General features: G+C 71.0%; 19 protein-coding genes. 4 read left to right on the forward strand and 15 right to left on the reverse strand.

The genetic code is table 11. The features are described from left to right. Window positions 1-31: 31 nt before the first annotated feature. The 13 genes from N4G63_RS14545 to N4G63_RS14605 form a co-directional block, all read right to left on the reverse strand. Window positions 32-781 carry a DnaJ domain-containing protein gene (locus N4G63_RS14545; protein ID WP_260786184.1) on the reverse strand — a complete coding sequence of 250 codons (750 nt, stop codon included), beginning with the start codon at window positions 779-781 and terminating at the stop codon, window positions 32-34. A 125-nt stretch (window positions 782-906) separates the two neighbouring features. Continuing rightward, the gene (locus N4G63_RS14550; protein WP_260786185.1) at window positions 907-1,743 is read right to left on the reverse strand and encodes an HAD-IA family hydrolase; all 837 of its coding nucleotides are present in this window, start codon (window positions 1,741-1,743) and stop codon (window positions 907-909) included. After that, window positions 1,740-2,468, reverse strand: coding sequence for a ribulose-phosphate 3-epimerase (rpe, locus tag N4G63_RS14555; RefSeq protein ID WP_260786186.1), 729 nt, complete (start codon window positions 2,466-2,468; stop codon window positions 1,740-1,742). The genes N4G63_RS14550 and rpe overlap by 4 nt, the downstream gene beginning before the upstream one ends. After that, entirely contained in the window at window positions 2,468-3,538 is a 1,071-nt protein-coding gene (gene fba / locus N4G63_RS14560; protein ID WP_260786187.1) for a class II fructose-bisphosphate aldolase, read from the reverse strand. The genes rpe and fba overlap by 1 nt, the downstream gene beginning before the upstream one ends. 110 nt (window positions 3,539-3,648) lie before the next feature. Beyond that, window positions 3,649-4,842 (reverse strand): phosphoglycerate kinase, encoded by a 1,194-nt coding sequence (locus N4G63_RS14565; protein WP_260786188.1) that lies wholly within the window; start codon window positions 4,840-4,842, stop codon window positions 3,649-3,651. Further along, window positions 4,839-5,858, reverse strand: coding sequence for a type I glyceraldehyde-3-phosphate dehydrogenase (gene gap, locus N4G63_RS14570; protein ID WP_314599857.1), 1,020 nt, complete (start codon window positions 5,856-5,858; stop codon window positions 4,839-4,841). The genes N4G63_RS14565 and gap overlap by 4 nt, the downstream gene beginning before the upstream one ends. A gap of 59 nt (window positions 5,859-5,917) precedes the next feature. Further along, the gene (locus N4G63_RS14575) at window positions 5,918-6,595 is read right to left on the reverse strand and encodes an HAD-IIIA family hydrolase (protein ID WP_260786190.1); all 678 of its coding nucleotides are present in this window, start codon (window positions 6,593-6,595) and stop codon (window positions 5,918-5,920) included. 61 nt (window positions 6,596-6,656) lie between these two features. After that, on the reverse strand, window positions 6,657-8,756 hold the full coding sequence (gene tkt, locus N4G63_RS14580) for a transketolase (protein ID WP_260786191.1): 2,100 nt from the start codon (window positions 8,754-8,756) through the stop codon (window positions 6,657-6,659). A gap of 28 nt (window positions 8,757-8,784) precedes the next feature. Continuing rightward, complete coding sequence (locus tag N4G63_RS14585; protein WP_260786192.1) at window positions 8,785-9,672, reverse strand: phosphoribulokinase; 888 nt, start codon at window positions 9,670-9,672, stop codon at window positions 8,785-8,787. A gap of 171 nt (window positions 9,673-9,843) precedes the next feature. Then, entirely contained in the window at window positions 9,844-10,923 is a 1,080-nt protein-coding gene (locus tag N4G63_RS14590; protein ID WP_260786193.1) for a class 1 fructose-bisphosphatase, read from the reverse strand. A gap of 31 nt (window positions 10,924-10,954) precedes the next feature. Beyond that, window positions 10,955-11,941 (reverse strand): CbbX protein, encoded by a 987-nt coding sequence (gene cbbX, locus N4G63_RS14595; protein WP_314599858.1) that lies wholly within the window; start codon window positions 11,939-11,941, stop codon window positions 10,955-10,957. A 65-nt stretch (window positions 11,942-12,006) separates the two neighbouring features. Then, window positions 12,007-12,450, reverse strand: a complete 444-nt coding sequence (locus N4G63_RS14600) for a ribulose bisphosphate carboxylase small subunit (RefSeq protein WP_260786195.1) — start codon at window positions 12,448-12,450, stop codon at window positions 12,007-12,009. 382 nt (window positions 12,451-12,832) lie between these two features. Continuing rightward, a complete protein-coding gene (locus N4G63_RS14605; RefSeq protein WP_314599859.1) occupies window positions 12,833-14,329 on the reverse strand; it encodes a form I ribulose bisphosphate carboxylase large subunit in 1,497 nt (498 codons plus the stop codon). A gap of 133 nt (window positions 14,330-14,462) precedes the next feature. On the opposite strand from N4G63_RS14605, the gene N4G63_RS14610 reads away from it, so the two are divergent. From N4G63_RS14610 to N4G63_RS14620, 3 genes are all read left to right on the forward strand, one after another. Beyond that, window positions 14,463-15,395, forward strand: a complete 933-nt coding sequence (locus N4G63_RS14610; protein ID WP_260786197.1) for a LysR family transcriptional regulator — start codon at window positions 14,463-14,465, stop codon at window positions 15,393-15,395. 41 nt (window positions 15,396-15,436) lie between these two features. Further along, the gene (locus N4G63_RS14615; protein WP_260786198.1) at window positions 15,437-16,822 is read left to right on the forward strand and encodes a DUF3422 domain-containing protein; all 1,386 of its coding nucleotides are present in this window, start codon (window positions 15,437-15,439) and stop codon (window positions 16,820-16,822) included. A 93-nt stretch (window positions 16,823-16,915) separates the two neighbouring features. Continuing rightward, complete coding sequence (locus N4G63_RS14620) at window positions 16,916-17,239, forward strand: hypothetical protein (RefSeq protein WP_314599860.1); 324 nt, start codon at window positions 16,916-16,918, stop codon at window positions 17,237-17,239. A gap of 112 nt (window positions 17,240-17,351) precedes the next feature. Here the strand turns inward: N4G63_RS14620 and N4G63_RS14625 are convergent, their stop codons facing one another. Both N4G63_RS14625 and N4G63_RS14630 read right to left on the reverse strand, forming a co-directional pair. Further along, window positions 17,352-17,843, reverse strand: coding sequence for an aminoacyl-tRNA deacylase (locus N4G63_RS14625; protein WP_260786200.1), 492 nt, complete (start codon window positions 17,841-17,843; stop codon window positions 17,352-17,354). A 108-nt stretch (window positions 17,844-17,951) separates the two neighbouring features. Further along, window positions 17,952-19,013, reverse strand: a complete 1,062-nt coding sequence (locus tag N4G63_RS14630; protein ID WP_260786201.1) for an aldo/keto reductase — start codon at window positions 19,011-19,013, stop codon at window positions 17,952-17,954. Window positions 19,014-19,219: 206 nt separating this feature from the next. Here N4G63_RS14630 and N4G63_RS14635 point away from each other — a divergent pair, with 206 nt between their 5' ends. Continuing rightward, window positions 19,220-19,348 (forward strand): hypothetical protein, encoded by a 129-nt coding sequence (locus N4G63_RS14635; protein WP_260786202.1) that lies wholly within the window; start codon window positions 19,220-19,222, stop codon window positions 19,346-19,348. Window positions 19,349-19,525 lie beyond the last annotated feature (177 nt).

Raw genomic sequence — 19,525 nt, forward strand, 5'->3', positions numbered from 1 at the left:
CGCCGCGTGGCGATGGCGCCAGGCGCCCGGCTCAGGCCTGGGCAGAAACGAACACGCCGGTGGCCTGCAGCAGCATGGCGCTGATCAGGCGGCCGTGCATCAGGTGCCAGGGGCCCTGGGCGCGGTGGCTTTCCACCACCTCGGCCACGGCCTCGAGCGCGCCGTCGATCAGGTGCACGCGCTGGCCCACCGCCAGGGCCGCCGGGGTGTACAGGCTCAGGCCGGTGAGCGAGAGGTCGCGCCAGCGCACGGCCACCGGCTGGCCGGGCCAGCCGACCTGCAGGCTGGCCACGTGGTGGCGGTCGCGCCGCACCGCGCCGCGGCGGCCCAGCAGTTCGTGCGCCTGGCTGCCCGGCACCGGCAGCGCCGCCAGCGGCGCATGGCAGCGGCTGCAGCGGCTGTCGGGGCGCGGCTGCACCGAGCCGGCCAGGCTGCACAGCGGGCATGGCCGGCCGCCCACGGCGGCTTCGGCGGCCAGCGTGGTCTGGCCGCGTGCGGCCGCCATCTGCCGGCCGAGGCTGCGGTCGTACTCGGCACGCCGGTCGGGATCACCCAGCACCGCCCAGGCGGCGTTGACCAGGGCCGCCTCGCCATGGCTGCCGCCCAGATCGGGGTGCATGCGCAGGCGCTGCATCAGGGTGCGGTAGCTGGCCTGGATCACCGCCTGCGGCGCCTCGGGCTGCACATGCAGAACCCGGTACAGGTTGCGCCGGTTGTCGGGCGGCGCCATGCCGGCGGCCACGTCGTGCGGGTCGGATGGCGGCTCGATGGGCGTGTGCATGCGGCTGTTCTTTTCGGGTGGTTCGCTGCCTCATCGGCACGCCGCGCCGGAACTTGAGCCCGATCAACACCGCGGCGGCCGTTTTGCTCGGCCGATCCTGGCGCCGCTGCCGCCCCGGCCCCGAATCAGGCGCTGCCGGTCGCGGCCGGTGCCGGGGCGCCTTGCCAGGCAGCATGCCAGGCCGCATGCCAGGCCTGCAGATCGGGCCACTGCACCCGGCCCTGCCAGGGCTGCGCGGCGGCGCCGGCGGGCAGCAGGCGGCCGCGTGCCGGCGCCGCCACGCCGCCCAGGCCATCCAGATCGGCCAGCAGCGCGGCGGGCGGCAGCGGCGCAAGATCGGGCGGGCCGTAGTCGCTGCGGGTCAGCAGCACCGGCAGGCCGGCGGCGCGGGCCGCGGCCACGCCGGGCGCTGAGTCTTCGATGGCCAGCGCGGCGCCGGCCGGCAGGCCCAGCTGCTGCAGCGCGGCCAGGTAGACATCGGGCGCCGGTTTTTTGCGCGGCACCTCGTCGCCGGCCACGATCACGGCAAACCAGGCTTCGGCGCCCTCGCCCAGCGTGGCCTGCAGCAGCGCGCTGACGTTGTCGCGGGTGGTGGTGGTGGCAATGGCCAGCGCCACGCCCTGCGCCCGCGCCTGGCCCAGCAGCCGCGCCACGCCCGGGCGCAGCGCCACGCCGCCGCTGGCCACGCGGCGGGTGTAGTGCCGGGTCTTGGCGGCGTGCAGCGCGCGCAGGCGCTCGGCCAGCCCGGGCTGGGCGGCCGCGGCCGGGTCGACCTGCTGCCACCAGGCCAGCAGCCGCTCCTTGCCCCCGGGCACGGCCAGCAGCTGGCGGTATTGCTCGGCGCTCCAGCGCCAGGGCAGGCCGGCTTCGGCGAAGGCGGCGTTGAAGGCCGGCAAGTGGCCGTCGCGCTCGGTCTCGGCCAGGGTGCCGTCGACATCCCAGATCAGCGCACGCAGGCTCATGCTGCGGCGAGCCCGGCCTGCTCGGCACCCTGGCGCAGCGCGGCGATGGTGGCCGCCCAGTCGCTGCTGCCAAACACCGCCGAGCCGGCCACGAAGGTGTCGGCGCCGGCCGCGGCAATGGCGCCGATGTTGTCGGCCTTGACGCCACCATCCACCTCGAGCCGGATGGCGCGGCCGCCGCCGCGGACATGGGCGTCCAGCCGCTGGCGCACCTGGCGCAGCCGCGGCAGCGTGCCGGCGATGAAGGACTGGCCGCCGAAGCCGGGGTTCACGCTCATCAGCATCACCAGGTCGAGCTGGTCGAGCACGCCGTCCAGCCAGGCCAGCGGCGTGGCCGGGTTGAACACCAGGCCGACCTGGCAGCCGCTGTCGCGGATCAGCGCCAGCGTGCGGTGCAGGTGGCGCGTGGACTCGGGATGCACGCTGATCAGCCCGGCACCGGCCTTGGCAAACATCGGGATCAGCGCATCCACCGGCTCGACCATCAGGTGCACGTCCAGCAGGGCCGGGCCCCGGGGGCCCTGGGCGTAGGGCGCGATGGCCTCGCAGACCATCGGGCCGATGGTGAGGTTGGGCACGTAGTGGTTGTCCATCACGTCCACATGGATCCAGTCGGCCCCGGCGGTCACGACGCCGCGCACGGCCTCGCCCAGGCGGGCGAAATCGGCCGACAGGATGCTGGGCGCGATGACGCTGGGCAGGCGCCCGGGCTGCGGGCCCGGCATCAGGCGGCCCGCCTGAGCTGGCCGGCGCGCTGCTCGGCATAACGCTGGGCCATGGCGGCCAGCGGCAGCACGCGGATGCGGCTGGCCCGGCCGGCGCAGCCAAAGGCCTCGAAGCGCTCGCGGCAGATGCCGCGCGCCGCGGCGGTGGCCACCTTGAAAAACGCCCGCGGGTCGAACTCGGACGGCTGCTCGGCCATCAACTGGCGCATGGCACCGGTCATGGCCAGGCGGATGTCGGTGTCGATGTTGACCTTGCGCACGCCCGAGCGGATGCCGCGCACGATCTCGGCCACCGGCACGCCGTAGGTCTCGCGGATGTCGCCGCCAAAGCGCCGGATCGTGGCCAGCCATTCCTGCGGCACGCTGGAGCTGCCGTGCATCACCAGGTGGGTGTCGGGAATGGCGGCGTGGATGGCGGCGATGCGGTCGATGGCCAGGATGTCGCCGGTGGGCGCGCGGCTGAACTTGTAGGCGCCGTGGCTGGTGCCGATGGCGATGGCCAGCGCATCCACGCCGGTGGCGGCCACGAAGTCGGCCGCCTGGGCCGGATCGGTCAGCAGCTGGCTGTGGTCGAGCGTGCCTTCGGCGCCCACGCCGTCTTCCTCGCCGGCCTGGCCAGTCTCGAGACTGCCCAGGCAGCCCAGCTCGCCTTCGACGCTCACGCCCACCGCATGGCTCATCTCGACCACGCGGGCGGTGACGGCCAGGTTGTATTCGTAGCTGGCGGGGGTCTTCTGGTCTTCCAGCAGCGAGCCGTCCATCATCACGCTGGCAAAGCCCGAGCGGATGGCCTGCTGGCACACCGCCGGCGAGGCGCCATGGTCTTGATGCAGGCACACCGGCAGCTGCGGGTACTGCTCGATGGCGGCCTCGACCATCTTGCGCAGAAAGGGCTCACCGGCGTATTTGCGCGCACCGGCACTGGCCTGCAGGATCACCGGCGCGTCGCAGGCCTCGGCGGCCTGCAGGATGGCCTGGATCTGCTCCATGTTGTTGACGTTGAAGGCGGGCACGCCGTAGTCGTGCTCGGCGGCATCGTCGAGCAGTTGGCGCAGCGAGATCAGGGGCATGTGGGTCTCCTTGTTTCAGGCGGGTGGATCAATGAAGCGAATCGGCGGCCCTGCCATGGCCTGGGCCTGGCCTGGCTAGTGCGCCGCGCGCCCTGGCCGGCCCGGCCCGGCTAGTGCGCCGCGCGCTCGGCCAGCACCGCCAGCGCCGGCAGGGGCCGGCCTTCGAGCATTTCGAGAAAGGCGCCGCCGCCGGTGGAGATGTAGTCCACCTGGCCGGCAATGCCGAAGCGGGCAATGGCCGCCAGCGTGTCGCCGCCACCGGCCAGGCTGTAGGCCGGGCTGCGCGCAATGGCCTGGGCGATGGCCGCGGTGCCGTGCGAGAAGGCCTCGAACTCGAACACGCCCACCGGGCCGTTCCAGACGATGGTGCCGGCCGCCTGCAGCTGCTCGGCCAGCATGGCGGCGCTGCGCGGGCCGATGTCGAGGATCAGGTCGTCGCTGGCCACCTCGGCGGCGGCCTTGACGGTGGCCGGCGCATCGGCGGCAAAGCGCCGGGCGCAGACCACGTCCAGCGGGATCGGCACCGCCGCGCCTCGGGCGGCCATGGCCGCCATCACCGCGCGGGCCTCGCCCACCAGCTCGGGCTCGGCCAGGCTCTTGCCGATGGGCAGGCCGGCCGCCAGCATGAAGGTGTTGGCAATGCCGCCGCCGACGATCAGCCCGTCCACCTGCTCGGCCAGGCGGCGCAGGATGCTGAGCTTGGTGCTGACCTTGCTGCCGGCCACGATGGCCACCAGCGGCCGCCGGGGCCGGCTCAGCGCCCGGGTGATGGCCTCGACCTCGGCCGCCAGCAGCGGGCCGGCGCAGGCAATCGGTGCCTGGCGCGCCAGGCCATGGGTGCTGGCCTCGGCCCGGTGGGCGGTGCCGAAGGCATCGTTCACATACACATCGCACAGCGCGGCCATGCGGCGGGCCAGCGCGGGGTCGTCGGCCTTTTCGCCCGGGTTGACGCGGCAGTTCTCCAGCATCACCACCTGGCCCGGCGCCACGGTCACGCCGTCCAGCCAGTGGCTGCGCAGCGGCACCTCGCGGCCCAGCAGCTCGGCCAGGCGCCGGGCCACCGGCGCCAGCGAGTCCTCGGCGCGCAGCTGGCCCTCCTGGGGCCGGCCCAGGTGACTGGTGACCATCACCGCGGCGCCGGCCTTCAGCGCCATCTGGATGCAGGGCAGCGCGGCGCGGATGCGGGTGTCTTCGGTGATGCGGCTCTCGGCGTCCTGCGGCACGTTCAGGTCGGCACGGATGAACACCCGCTTGCCGGCCGCAAAGCCCGAATCGATCACCTTGCTGAAGTGCAGCATCCTCATCGCGCCGCACCCGGCCGGTCGGCGCCGATCACGCGCACCATCTCGAGCACCTTGTTCGAGTAGCCCCACTCGTTGTCGTACCAGTTCACCACCTTGACGAAGGTCTTGTCCAGCGCAATGCCGGCCTCGGCGTCGAACACGCTGGTGCAGCTTTCACCGCGGAAGTCGGTGGCCACCACCTTGTCCTCGGTGTAGCCGAGCACGCCCTTCATGGCACCTTCACTGGCCGCCTTCATCGCGGCGCAGATCTCGGCGTAGCTGGCTTCCTTCTCCAGCTCGACGGTCAGGTCGACCACGCTCACGTCGCTGGTCGGCACGCGGAAGGCCATGCCGGTGAGCTTCTTGTTCAGCTCGGGGATCACCACGCCCACCGCCTTGGCCGCGCCGGTGCTGCTGGGGATGATGTTCTCGAGGATGCCGCGGCCGCCGCGCCAGTCCTTGTTGCTGGGGCCGTCCACGGTCTTTTGCGTGGCGGTGGCGGCGTGCACCGTGGTCATCAGGCCGCGCTTGATGCCCCAGGTGTCGTTCAGCACCTTGGCCACCGGTGCCAGGCAGTTGGTGGTGCAGCTGGCGTTGCTGATGATGGCCTGGCCGGCATAGCTCTGGTGATTGACGCCGTAGACGAACATCGGCGTGTCGTCCTTGCTGGGCGCCGAGAAGACCACCTTCTTGGCACCGGCGGCCAGGTGCTTCTCGCCAGCGTCCTTGGTCAGGAACAGGCCGGTGGCCTCGACCACGATGTCGGCGCCGATCTCGCCCCACTTCAGCTCGGCGGGGTCCTTCACGGCCGTCAGGCGGATCTTGTTGCCGTTGACGATCAGGTGGTTGCCCTCCACCGACACCTCGCCCTTGAAGCGGCCGTGCACGCTGTCGTACTTGAGCATGTAGGCCAGGTAGTCGGGCTCCAGCAGGTCGTTGATGCCGACCACCTGGATGTCGGAGAAGTTGGCGATGGCGGCACGGAACACCATGCGCCCGATGCGGCCGAAACCGTTGATGCCGATGCGAAGAGTCATTGAACTGCCTTGGGTTTCTGGGGCGGCCGGCCTGCTGGCCGTGCCGGTAAATCGCCTGCTCAGACGATGGCCACGCGCTGGGCGGGCAGGGGTTGAAAATCGTCGAAGTGCTCGATCACGCCATCGGGCGCATCGGGCCCGCCCGGCGGGTGGTTGAACACGCCTTGCGGGTAGCCGTGGCGCACCAGCCAGATGCCGATGCCGGCGGCGCGCGCGGTCTGCAGATCGGTGAGCGAGTCGCCGACCAGCAGGCACTCGTGCGGCTCGGCCTGCAGCGCGGCCAGCGCGTGCTGCACCATGCCGGGATGCGGCTTCTTGACCGACAAGGTGTCGCCGGCCACCAGCAGCTCGAAGGCGTCGGCCAGGTCGTGGCGGGCCAGCAGGCGGTGGGCGAAGTTGGCCTCCTTGTTGGTCAGCACGGCCAGGCGCAGGCCCTGCGCACGCAGCCGGGCCAGCAGCGGCCGCACGCCCTCGAACACCGTGCTGCGCGAGCCGCAGCAATCGGCATAGTCCCAGGCAAATTCGTGCCAGGCGTTCAGCGCCACCGCTGGCGGCGCGCCGGCCTGGCTGAGCGCCTTGGCCAGCAGCGCCCGCGCGCCATCGCCGATCCAGCCGCGCACGGCGGCCTCATCCACCGCCGGCAGGCCGGCGCGGCGCAGGGTGCGGTTCAGGGCATCGGCCAGCTCGGGCGCGGTGTCGATCAGCGTGCCGTCCAGATCGAACAGGATGACCTTCATGTCGGCTGGCCTCCGCCAACACCGCGCCAGGCCGGCGCCACCAGCCAGCGGCAAGGCGGCCTCATGCCGCCACCCGCGCGGCCACGGCCACACGCTGGCGCACCGCGGCCATCACGCGCTCGACGGTGAAGCCGAAATGCGCCATCAGCTGCGGCCCCGGGGCCGAGGCGCCGAAACGCTCGATGCCGATCACCGCGCCGGCGCGGCCGGTGTAGCGGCGCCAGCCGTCGGGGTGGCCGGCCTCCACCGCCACCACCGGCAGCGTGGGCGGCAGCACGGTGTCGCACCAGCCATCGCCCTGCGCATCAAAGCGCTGGGTGCAGGGCATGGACACCACGCGCACGGCCAGGCCTTCTTCGGCCATCAGCCGGGCCTGGGCCTCGAGCGCCAGCGCCACCTCGCTGCCGGTGGCCAGGATCACGGCGCGCGGCCGCAGCCCGCCCATGGCGCCCTGCCGCGGGTCGGCCGGCGCCTCGCGCAGCACATAGCCGCCGCGCACGATGTCGGCGCGCTGCGCCGGCGTGGCCACGCCCGGCAGGGCCTGGCGCGACAGCACCAGCGCGCTGGGCCCGTCGGCACGCGCCAGCGCCTCGGTCCAGGCCACGGCGGTTTCCACGCCATCGGCCGGCCGCCACACATCCAGGCCCGGAATCAGGCGCAGCGAGGCGATGTGCTCGATGGGCTGGTGGGTGGGCCCGTCCTCGCCCACGCCGATGGAGTCGTGCGTGAACACCTGCACCACGCGCTGGCGCATCAGCGCGGCCATGCGGATGGCGTTGCGGCTGTAGTCGCTGAAGGTGAGAAACGTGCCGCCGTAGGGCACGAAGCCGCCGTGCAGCGCCACGCCGTTGAGCGCGGCGGCCATGCCGAACTCGCGCACGCCCCAGCTCAGGTAGTTGCCGGCACGGCCGGGGCCGGCCTTGCGGTGGCCCTTGAAGTCGGTGAGGTTCGAGCCGGTGAGATCGGCCGAGCCGCCCAGCAGTTCGGGCAGGCCGGGCGCCAGGGCATCCAGCGCCAGCTGCGAGGCGCGGCGCGTGGCCATGGGCTTGGCATTGGCCTCGGCCAGCGCCTGCACGGCGGCAGCGGCATGGTGCTCGAAATCGAGCGGCAGCGCGCGCTGCTGGCGGCGGCGGAAGTCGGCCGCCAGGGCCGGGTGGGCCTGGGCGTAGGCCGCGAACAGGCCTTGCCACTGCGCATGGCGCTGCGCGCCGGCGGGGCGCGCATCCCAGGCCTGGGCCAGCGCGGGCGGCACCTCAAAGGGCGGTGCAGACCAGTCGAGCGCAGCGCGCAGCGCGGCCACGCCGGCCGCGCCCAGCGGCGCACCATGCACCTCGGCCGTGCCCTCGTGGCCGATGGCCCCCTTGCCGATGGTGGTGCGACAGACGATCAACGTGGGCCGTGCGCCGGGCTGGCGCGCCTGGGCCCGGGCCTGGGCCAAGGCCGCGTCCAGCGCGGCCGGGTCGTGGCCATCGAGCGGGCCGATGACCTGCCAGCCGCAGGCCCGAAAGCGCGCCGGCGTGTCGTCGGCAAACCACTCGCCCACGGCGCCGTCGATGCTGATGCCGTTGTCGTCGTACAGCGCGATCAGCTTGCCTAAGCCCAGCGTGCCGGCCAGCGAGATGGCCTCCTGGCTGATGCCCTCCATCAGGCAGCCATCGCCCAGCGCCACCCAGGTGAGGTGGTCGACGATGGCAAAGCCCTCGCGGTTGAACTCGGCCGCCAGCAGCGATTCGGCCAGCGCCATGCCCACGGCGTTGGCCAGGCCCTGGCCCAGCGGGCCGGTGGTGGTTTCGACGCCCGGCGTGTGGCCCACCTCGGGGTGGCCGGGCGTCTTGCTGTCGAGCTGGCGAAAGCGCTTGAGCTCGTCCATCGGCAGCGCGTAGCCGCTCAGGTGCAGCAGGCCGTACAGCAGCATCGAGGCATGGCCGTTGCTGAGCACGAAGCGGTCGCGGTCGGGCCACTGCGGTTCGGCCGGGTGGTGCCGCAGGTGGCGGTGCCAAAGCACGGTGGCAAAGTCGGCCATGCCCAGCGGCGCGCCGGGGTGGCCGCTGTTGGCCTGCTGCACCGCATCGGCGGCCAGCATGCGCAGCGCGTTGGCCATGCGCCGCAGCTGCGCGGCGTCGGCGGCAGCCGGGGCGGCCAGGGGTTCGGGGGCATTCATGGGGTGCGTCTCCTCGGCGGCTTGCCGCTCACATCGAACGTTTTTTCTGATCCATCAGGCGCAGGATCATGGGCGTGAAGATCAGCTGCATCGCCAGGCCCATCTTTCCGCCCGGCACGACGATGGAGTTGGGCCGCGTCATCCACGAGCCATGCAGCATGGCCATCAGGTACGAAAAATCGATGCCCTTGGGCCGGGCAAAGCGGATCACCACCATGCTCTCGTCGGCGGTGGGGATGTCCTTGGCGATGAACGGGTTGCTGGTATCCACCGTGGGCACGCGCTGGAAGTTGACATGCGTGCGGCTGAACTGCGGGCACAGGTGGTTCACGTAGTCGGGCATGCGGCGCAGGATGGTGTCGACCACCGCCTCCTGGCTGTAGCCGCGCAGGGTCTGGTCGCGGTGCAGCTTCTGGATCCACTCGAGGTTGATGATCGGCACCACGCCCACCAGCAGGTCGACATGGCGGGCCACGTCCACGCCGGCATGCTCGCCCTGCCCCACGTAGCCGCCATGCAGGCCCTCGTAGAACAGCAGATCGCTGCCGGGCGCCATGTCGAGCCAGGGCGTGAAGCTGCCCGGCTCGCCGCCCAGCGTCTTGGCCTCGTCGGCGTCGTGGATGTACTTGCGCACCTGGCCGCCGCCGGTCTCGGCGTAACGCGCAAACGTGGCGTCCAGCTCGGCCAGCAGATTGCTCTCGGGCCCGAAGTGGCTGATGCGCGGGCCTTCGCCCGCGTCGGCGGCGCGCACCCGGGCCCGCATCTCGTGGCGGTCAAAGCGGTGAAAGCTGTCGCCCTCCACCACCTGGGCCTGGATGCCCTCGCGGCGGAAGATGTGGGCAAAGCTCTTCATCACCGTGGTGGTGCCGGCGCCGCTGCTGCCGGTGATGGCGATGATGGGGTGTCGTTGACTCATTTCTGCCCCTGGTCGATTGGGTACAAACGCCGGTCCCCCGAGGGGACGCCGGCCGGCATGGGAGCGGCCCGGCACTCGGCCGGCCCGCCTTCGATCCACAGCTTCGCGCTCACTGGACTCCCCTGCGCGCGGTGCGCTGCGGGATTCGCGCTTGGGAGCGGCCCGGCGCGCTCATGCCGGCTGCTGCGCGCGGTACAGCGAGCGCTCGTTGAACAGCGGCGACTCGAAGGGCTGATCGCCGCCGCTGTCGTGCTCGAGGTGGTAGCGCTCCAGGCGCTCGACCTCGCCGCGCGTGCCCAGGATCAACGGCACGCGCTGGTGCAGGGCCTCGGGCGCCAGGTCGAGGATGCGCGCCCGCCCGGTGCTGGCCAGGCCGCCGGCCTGCTCGATCAGCCAGGCCATCGGGTTGGCCTCGTACATCAGGCGCAGGCGGCCGGGCTTGGCCGCGTCCTTGGTGTCCCTGGGGTAGAGAAACACGCCGCCACGCATCAGGATGCGGTGGGTTTCGGCCACCACGCAGGCGATCCAGCGGGTGTTGAAGTCGCGCCCGCGCGGGCCGGCGCGGCCGGCCTGGCATTCGCCGATGTAGCGCACCACCGGCGGCTCCCAGAAGCGGGCATTGCTGGCATTGATGGCGAACTCGCTGGTCTCGGCCGGGATCTGCAGATCGGGGTGGGTGAGGATGAAGTTGCCGATCTCGCGGTCGAGCGTGAAGCCGTGCGTGCCGCGGCCCACGGTCAGCACCAGCATCGTGGCCGGGCCGTAGATGGCATAGCCCGCGGCCACCTGCTGGCGGCCGGGCTGCAGGTAGTCGGCCACCTGCGGCGCCTCGGGGCGCTGGTGGCGCAGCACCGAGAAGATGCTGCCCACCGAGGCATTGACATCGGTGTTCGACGAGCCGTCGAGCGGGTCGTACACCAGCAGAAAGCGGCCCCGCGTGAACTCGCCCGGAATGGCCAGCGGCGCCTCGTGCTCCTCGCTGGCCAGGCCGGCCAGCAGGCCGCCCCACTCGCAGCTGCGCACGATGGCCTCGTCGGCCAGCACGTCGAGCTTCTTCTGCTGCTCGCCCTGCACGTTCTCGTTGTCCAGCGCGCCCAGGTAGGCGCCCAGCGCGCCCTTGGCGGTCATCGCGGCGATGGCCTTCACGGCGGCGGCCACATCAACCAGCAGCGCGCCAAGATCGCTGGCGTCGGGCATGCCGGCCAGCTGCTGGATCAGAAACTTCGACAAGGTGGTGCGGCCGAGGTGCATGGGTTCTCCTTGGAACGGCAGGCGCGGGTGATCAGGCGGAAGGGGATGGCGCGGCGCCGTCGAACACGCGGCTGGCGCGGATGTCGGCCGCGCTGAGCGTGCTCAGCGCGTCGCGGTCGAGCACGCGTTCGGTGTCGGCAAACAGGCGCGAGGCCTGGCGCAGGCGCGCCCGGTCGAGCGCATTGCGCACGCTGCGGGCATTGGCAAAGTGCGGCTGCGTGATGCGGCGCGCGATGTACTCGGCAAAGGCCGTGGCCGCGGCGTCGTCAAAACGGTAGTTCTGCGCCTGCAGCAGGCGCAGCGCAATCTGCAGCAGCTCGGGCGGGCTGTAGTCGGGAAAGTCGAGGTGGTGCGCAATGCGCGAGCGCAGGCCCGGATTGCTGTGGAAGAAGCTGTCCATGCGGTCGCCATAGCCGGCCAGGATCACCACCAGGTCGTCGCGCTGGTTCTCCATGGTCTGCAACAGGATCTCGATGGCCTCCTGGCCGTAGTCGCGCTCGTTCTCGGGCCGGTACAGGGTGTAGGCCTCGTCGATGAACAGCACGCCGCCCATGGCCTTCTTGAGCACCTCGCGGGTCTTGGGCCCGGTGTGGCCGATGTAGCTGCCCACCAGGTCGTCGCGGGTCACGGCCACCAGGTGGTCGCGCCGCACATAGCCCAGGCGGTGCAGCAGCGTGGCCATGCGCAGCGCCACGGTGGTCTTGCCGGTGCCGGGCCGGCCGGTGAAGGCCATGTGCAGCGTGGGACTGGTGGTGGTCAGCCCCTGGCCCAGGCGCAAGCGGTCGATCACCAGCAGCGCGGCGATGTCGCGGATGCGGGCCTTCACCGGCGCCAGGCCGACCAGCGCCTGGTCCAGCTCGTCCAGCACGGTCTGCACCTGGCTGCCGGCCAGCACCTCGGCCACGGTGCGCGGGGCCTGCGCGGCGGGGCCGGCTGACGCCGCGGTGTCTGCCGGACCGGCAGTTGCAGGCGCGGCCGCCGCGGTGCTGCCCGGAATCGAATACAGCGGTGCGCCCATGGGTCGGCCTCGTCGTCGGATGGGTCGGGTGGTCGGATGGGTCGGGAGATGTGCCGGCGGGCCGCTCAGGCGCCGGTATAGCGCTCGGCCTCGGGCCGGTCGGTGGCGTACGAGTGCACCGTGGTGCGCATCATCCGGCCGGCCACCTCCTGCCGCGCCAGGCCGAAGCCGGGCTCCACCGGCGGGCGGTTGACGATGAAGCTCATCGTGATCGACTCGACGCCGCGGGTCGAGTCGAAGGCCATCAGGCGGATGTAGTGGCGAGGAAACGCGGCCCGGCAGGCATTGGTCTCCTGCAGCACGCCGGCGGCGTCGGCCAGGTCGAACATGGGCATGCCGTACATCTCCCAGTACGTGTTGCGGGGATGCGGGTCGTCGGTGTATTCCACGCTCCAGGCGTAGCCCTTGTTCAGCCCGTACTGCACCTGGGCCGCGATCTCGGCATCGGTGAGCTCGGGCAGAAAGCTGAACTGGCCCTGGGTGATGCGGCCGGTGGGGTTGGTCATCATGGTCGGGTTCTCCTTGTGGGGTGTTCGTTAACGTTGCTTTGCGCTGCGTTGCGCTGCTTGCGTGCTGAGGTCAGTTCAAGGCTCAGGCGGCTGGGGTGGCTTGCGCCGCTCATGTCCTCCGCCGCCGGCCTCTCGGCCGGCGGCTCCCCCTTGACTTCGCTCTGCAAGCCACCCCAACCACCTGAGCCCGCACCATCTGCGCATGCCGAGGGCATGCCACGGTGGTGCCGGAGCGGGACGGCAGGGGGCTTCCTGCAGCGAAGTCAAGGAGGAGCCGTTGGCCGGAGGCCGGCGGCGGGGGACATGAGCGGAAGGGAGCCCCCTGGCGGCCCGCTCAAGCGCAGGTCAGTGCAAGCAGACAGCCCATCTCAATGCAAGCAACTCAAGCGGCAACCGAAGGAGTGACAGCAAAGTCACTCGTATCCGTGCTCGCATAGTTGAAGGACACGTCCTTCCAGGTATCGAGCGCCTGCTTCAGGGGCGTGCAGAAGCGTGCCGCGGCCTGCAGGATCTCGGGCCCTTCGTTGGCGATGTCGCGGCCTTCGTTGCGGGCCTTGACCATGCACTCCAGGGCCACGCGGTTGGCCACTGCACCGGCCTGGATGCCCGCCGGGTGGCCGATGGTGCCGCCGCCGAACTGCAGGATCACGTCGTCGCCGAACAGGTCGATCAGCTGGTGCATCTGGCCGGCATGGATGCCGCCCGAGGCCACCGGCATCACCTTGCGCATGTCGCACCAGTCCTGGTCGAAGAACAGGCCGCGCGGCAGATCCTGCCGGGTGTAGCTGTCGCGGCAGACGTTGTAGTAGCCCTGCACAGTCATCGGGTCGCCTTCGAGCTTGCCCACGGCGGTGCCGGTGTGCAGGTGGTCGCAGCCGGCCAGGCGCAGCCACTTGGCCATCACGCGAAAGCTCACGCCGTGGTTCTTCTGCCGCGTGTAGGTGCCGTGGCCGGCACGGTGCATGTGCATCACCATGTCGTTCTTGCGGCACCAGTGGGCCATGCTCTGGATCGCCGTCCAGCCGATCACCAGATCGACCATCACCACCACGCTGCCGAGTTCCTTGGCGAACTCGGCGCGTTCGTACATGTCTTCCATGGTGGCGGCGGTGATGTTCAGGTAGCTGCCCTTGACCTCGCCGGTGGCAGCGCTGGCCTTGTTGACGCCTTCCATCACGTACAGGAAGCGGTCACGCCAGTGCATGAAGGGCTGCGAGTTGATGTTCTCGTCGTCCTTCATGAAGTCGAGCCCGCCCTTCAGGCCCTCGTAGATCACGCGGCCGTAGTTGCGCCCGCTCAGGCCCAGCTTGGGCTTGGTGGTGGCACCCAGCAGCGGACGGCCGAACTTGTCGAGCCGCTCGCGCTCGACCACCAGGCCGGTGGGCGGGCCCTTGAAGGTCTTGACCAGGGCCACCGGCATGCGGATGTCCTCCAGCCGCGCCGCCTTCAAGGGCTTGAAGCTGAACACGTTGCCGATCAGGCTGGCCGTGATGTTGGCGATCGAGCCCTCTTCGAACAGGATGATGTCGTAGGCCACCCAGGCGAAAAACTCGCCCGGCCGGCCCGGCACCGGCTCCACCTTGTAGGCCTTGGCGCGGTAGCTGTCGCAGGCGGTCAGGCGGTCGGTCCACACCACCGTCCAGGTGGCGGTGCTGCTCTCGCCGGCCACCGCAGCGGCGGCCTCCACCGGGTCCACACCCTCCTGCGGCGTGATGCGGAACAGGCACAGCAGGTCGGTGTCCTTGGGCTGGTAGTCGGCGTCCCAGTAGCCCATCTGGCGGTACTTCAGCACGCCGGCCGAGTAGCGCTGCTTCTTGTCGGTGATGGCGCCGCCGTCGGCGGCAGGAGCCAGCGTGCTGGCGGTGTGCGGTGCGTTCATCGGGGTCTCCTGTGCGGCTGTGGGTTCGTGCTGGAACGCACTCTAAAAAGCCGGACAGATAAGCGCCAGTCAATGTTGCTTGCGTTTGAATTCAGCTTTTGCTTAAATCAGGGCGAACCCTAGGCCCCAGCCCATGAACATCACCTTCCGCCAATTGCGCGTGTTTGCCGAGGTGGCCCGCAGCGGTAGCGTGCAGCGCGCAGCCGAGGCGCTGCACCTCACGCCGCCGGCGGTGTCGATGGCGGTCAAGGAGGTCGAGGGCCAGGTCGGCCTGCCGCTGTTCGACCGCGGCAGCCGCAAGCTGGTGCTGTCCACCGCCGGCGAGTACTTCCTGGTGTACGCCCGCCGCCTGCTGGCCACGCTGAAGGAGGCCGAGGACGCGATGGCGCGCTTCACGCGCATCGAGACCGGTCTGCTCACCGTGGGCATGGTCAGCTCGGCCAAGTACTTTCTGCCGGCGCTGCTGGCCGAGTTCCACCGCGAGCATCCGGCGGTGGAGGTGCGGCTCAAGCTGGGCAACCGCGAGCAGCTGGCCGCGATGATGGCCGCCAACGAGGTCGATCTGGCCATCATGGGCCGCCCGCCCAAGGAGTTTCCGAACCGCGCCGAGCCCTTTGCGATGCACCCGCATGTGCTGATCACCGCGCCCGAGCACCCCTTCACCGCGCTCGAGACCGTGCCCGCCGCCGCGCTGGCGCGCGAGCCCTTCATCGTGCGCGAGGCCGGCTCGGGCACCCGCGCGGCGCTGGAGGAGTTTCTCGACAGCCACCACCTGAAGCCCATGGTGGTGATGGAGATCGATTCCACCGAGGCCATCAAGCAGGCGGTGATGGCCGGCCTGGGCGTGGCCCTGGTCTCGCTGCACACCATCGGCCTGGAATGGCGCAACGGCCTGCTGGCCGCGCCGGCGGTCGAGGGCCTGCCGCTGATGCGCCGCTGGCATGTGGTGAACACCGCCGCCAAGCTGCTGTCGCCGGCCGCCGAGGCGCTGCGTTATTTCGTGCTCGAACACGGCGAAGCCCGCCTGGCTGCGATGTTCGGCGACGACGTGCCGCAGCCGCTGTGACCGCGCAGCGCAACCCGATTTCCATCTCCCCCGCCCAGACCATGACCCTCGCACCTCGCACCACCTCGCACGGCGTGCCCTTTCCGGCGCGCGACCTGCTGGCCCTGCACCAGGAGCTGCACGCCCGCCCCGCCCTGCCCACCCGGCCGACCTGCGTGGTGTCGTCGTGGGTGCATGCCGGCATGAGCGCCGAGCGCGCCGAAGCCGCGCTGGCCACGCTGTGCCTGGCCTGCGGCAGCACGCCGCCGGCCGCCGGCGCCCGCCACCATGTGCTGCAGGCACCGGGCTTTGCGCTCAAGCTCGAGCGGCATGGCGAGTTCGTGAGCTTCCAGCTCAACCGCCCGCTGCCCGACATCGCCAGCGGCAGCGAGCCCGACGACGCCACGCTGCAGGCCCTGCTGCAAAGCGCCAGCGCGCTGCCGGTGCTGCCCGATGCCTTCGTGTCGCTGCTGTCGGGCGACGGCGCCGGCCGCCTGGTGGCCGCCGCCCATGTGCTGCTGATCGACGCCCGCGAGCACGAGGCCATGCTGGGCCGCTGCCAGGCCCTGCTGAAGGCCCAGGCCGGCGGCGGCCACGACGACGCCGCCACGCTGGCCGGTGCCTGGATCGGCGACGGCCAGCGCGGCGCCCTGCTCACCCACCTGCGCCTGGGCACCGACGGCTTCACCCGCTTCGTGCTGCTCGATTTCGGCCTGCCGCCCGACCAGGCCGCGCGCGAGGCCCAGCGCCTGTGCGAGATCGAGGCCTACCGCATGCTGGCGATGATGGGTTTTCCGGTGGCGCAGCAAGAGGCCGCGCTGCTGGCCGAACTCGAGCGCACGCTGCAGGGCACGGTGGACGCCATGGCCAACGACCAGTCGGCCGACGACACCCGGGCCTTCGAAACCCTCACCCGCCTGGCGGCCGAGGTCGAGCACAGCACCGCCCGCACCCGCTACCGCTTCTCGGCCACACGCGCCTACCACCGCATCGTCGAGCGCCGGCTGGCCGATCTGCGCGAGCAGCGCATCCCGGGCGTGCAGACGCTGTCGGGCTTTCTGTCGCGCCGTTTCACGCCGGCGATGGCGCTGTGCGACAGCACCGACGGCCGCCTGACCGACATCGCCGAGCGCATCAACCGCGCCACCAGCCTGGCGCGGGTGCGCATCGAGGTGCGGCGCGAAGAAGGCAACCAGGAGCTGCTGCGCGCACTCGCCACGCGCCAGAAGCAGCAGCTGCAGCTGCAGCAGACGGTGGAAGGCCTGTCGGTGGTGGCCATCAGCTACTACGCGCTGGGCCTGGTGGGCTATCTGGCCAAGGCCGCCAAGGTGCTGCCGGTGCTTGAACCGCTGCACCTGCAGCCCGACCTGGTGGTGGGCGTGGCCGCCCTGCCGGTGGTGCTGGCCGTCGCGTGGTTTGTGCAGAAATTGCGCCAACACCTGCATTGATGTTTTTGGCCCCCGCGAATGGGTGGGGTTACCCCCTGCTCATGGGCTGCGCATGCCTTGAGCCTGCCATGTAACGCATCGATACTGCTCCACATGGAAAGTTTTTCGACAACCCAACGTTCCGGCCTGCCCTGGATGACCAACATGGCCACGCTGGCCGTGGTGGTGGTGGCCACCCTGTGGTCGGGCGCCCAGCGCCCGGCACCGGTGGCCGCGCAGCTCGAATCCGCCATGGACGGCACGCCGGCCAGCGTGCGGCCCGCCGGCAGCACCCAGCAGCCGCAGGCCGAGCCCGCGCCGCTGCGCGTCAAGGCCGACCTGTCCGGCGCCACGCTGGCGCAGGCCTCGCTGTCGGGCGCTGGCGCGCTGCCCCAGGGCGCCGTCAAGACCGTGGGCTTCAAGCCCCAGTCGAACTGAGCCTGGGCTCACCCGGCCGCCAGGCGGCCGGCTACCCACAGGGGCGCTGCGGCGCCCCTGGTCGTTTCTGGCGCCAGGCGCGGCCTTGGGGCCATGGCCGCGCCACCGCGGCTCACAGCGCGCAGCTCACCGCCTGCGCACCCAGCAGATCCACCAGCACCTGCGGCGCCAACGCCAGCAGGTAGCCGCGACGGCCGCCGTTGATCAGCAGGCGCTCGAGGCCCAGCACGCTGGCCTCCACATACACCGGCACGCCGGCGCGCTTGAAGCCGAAGGGCGAGGTGCCGCCCACCAGGTAGCCGCTGTGGCGCTGCGCCTCGTCGGGCTTGCAGGGCTCGACGCTCTTGGCCCCGATGGCGCGGGCCAGGTTCTTGGTGCTGACCTGCTTGTCGCCGTGCATCAGGATGATCAGCGGCTGGTCGCGCTCGTTTTTCATCACCAGCGTCTTCACCACCGCATGCTCGGGCCAGCCCAGCTGCCGGGCCGATTCGGCGGTGCCGCCATGCTCGACATAGTCGTACACATGCTCGCTGAAGCCCACGCCGGCCTGGCGCAGCAGCGCGGTGGCCGGGGTTTCGCTGACGTGTTTGTCCTTCTTCGCCACGGTGGCGCTCCCTGTCGGACGGGCCGGACGCGCGCCCGGCCGCTTGAAGTTGTCCGGGCTCAGCCGGATGGGTGGCCCCGCGTCACCGCGGGACCGGGCGTTTCACATTCACTGCGCCGGGTCGCGCAGCTCCCAGCGGATCTTGTCGACCGCCGCCAGCAGCTCGGGCGACAACTGCACGGCCCATGCGTCCAGGCATTCGTCGAGCTGGGCCAGGCTGGTGACGCCGATGATGGTGCTGGCCACGCGCCAGTTGCGGTAGCAAAAGGCCAGCGCCAGCTGCGTGGGTGTGAGGCCGTGATCGCGTGCCAGCGCGTTGTAGCGGCGCGCGGCGGCCAGCGTGTCGGGCCGCGCCCAGCGCTGCGCGCGCATGCTCTCAAAGCGCGCCAGCCGGCCCAGCTGCGGCATCGCGGCGTCGAAGCCGGGGCCGTCATACTTGCCGGTCAGCGTGCCAAAGCCCAGCGGCGAGTAGGCCAGCAGGCCCACGCCGCTGCGGTGCATCACCTCGTCCAGGCCGTTGTCGAGCGCCCGGTTCACCAGCGCATAGGGGTTCTGCACGGTGGCCACGCGCGGCAGGCCATGCTGCTCGGCCACGCGCAAGAACTCCATCAAGCCCCAGGGCGTTTCGTTGGACAGGCCGATGTGCCGCACCTTGCCCGCCTTCACCAGGCCGGCCAGGGCCTCGAGCTGGGTCTGGATGCTGCTGAATTCGCGGTCCTTGGCGGGGTCGAAGTACAGGCCGCCGAACATCGGCGCGTTGCGGTTGGGCCAGTGGATCTGGTACAGGTCGATCACCTCGGTGCGCAGGCGCTTCAGGCTGTCGTCACAGGCGGCCACGATGTGCTCGGGCAGCAGGTTGGCCGCGCCGTCGTGAATCCACGGCATGCCGCGCGACGGCCCCGCCACCTTGGTGGCCAGCACCAGCTGGCGGCGCACACCGGGCCGGGCATCGAGCCAGCGGCCGAGGATGGTCTCGGTGGCGCCAAAGGTCTCGGGCCGGGCCGGCACCGCGTACATCTCGGCGGTGTCCAGAAAGTTGATGCCGCGCTCGACTGCGCGGTCGAGGATGGCGAAGGCACCGGCCTCGTCCACCTGCTCGCCGAAGGTCATGGTGCCGAGACAGATGCGGGTGACGCGCAGATCGCTGCGGCCGAGTGGGGTGAGTTCCATGCGGGGCACCTGGTGGGTGGGGTTCGTGCAGCCGCGGCACGCCCGGGCGGGCCGCGACCTGTGGGCAGGCAGTGTGCCGCATGTCGGCCCGCCCGCCAGCCCGGGCCCAGCCAAGCGCAGACGCATCCACTGGCCGCTGATGAAACCTGCTAGACGATGATTATTTATTGTTTTACAGTAACTATCTCATGCCAAACGCGAACTCAATGCAACCCTCACCGGTGGCCACGCCCGCCCACCCGCTGCGCCTGCAGGTGCTGGCCGTGCGGGCCCTGGTGCTGCTGGGGGCGGTGGCCGTGCCGCTGATCATTTCACCGACTACACCCAGATGCTGATCGGCGCGGTGCTGCTGACCATGGCCCAGGTGATGGAGCGCGCCGCCGCGCTGGCCGAAGAAAACGAGGGCTTCGTCTAGAGTCTGTCCACACCAAGGGAAGGGATCGCGTTGATCACCAGAAATGCCGCGAGCAAGGCGCCAATCCTCGCCGGGTTGGACGCCCGGCGAGGATTGG

It is taken from the genome of Aquabacterium sp. OR-4 (assembly GCF_025290835.2).
Lineage (GTDB): Bacteria > Pseudomonadota > Gammaproteobacteria > Burkholderiales > Burkholderiaceae_C > Pseudaquabacterium.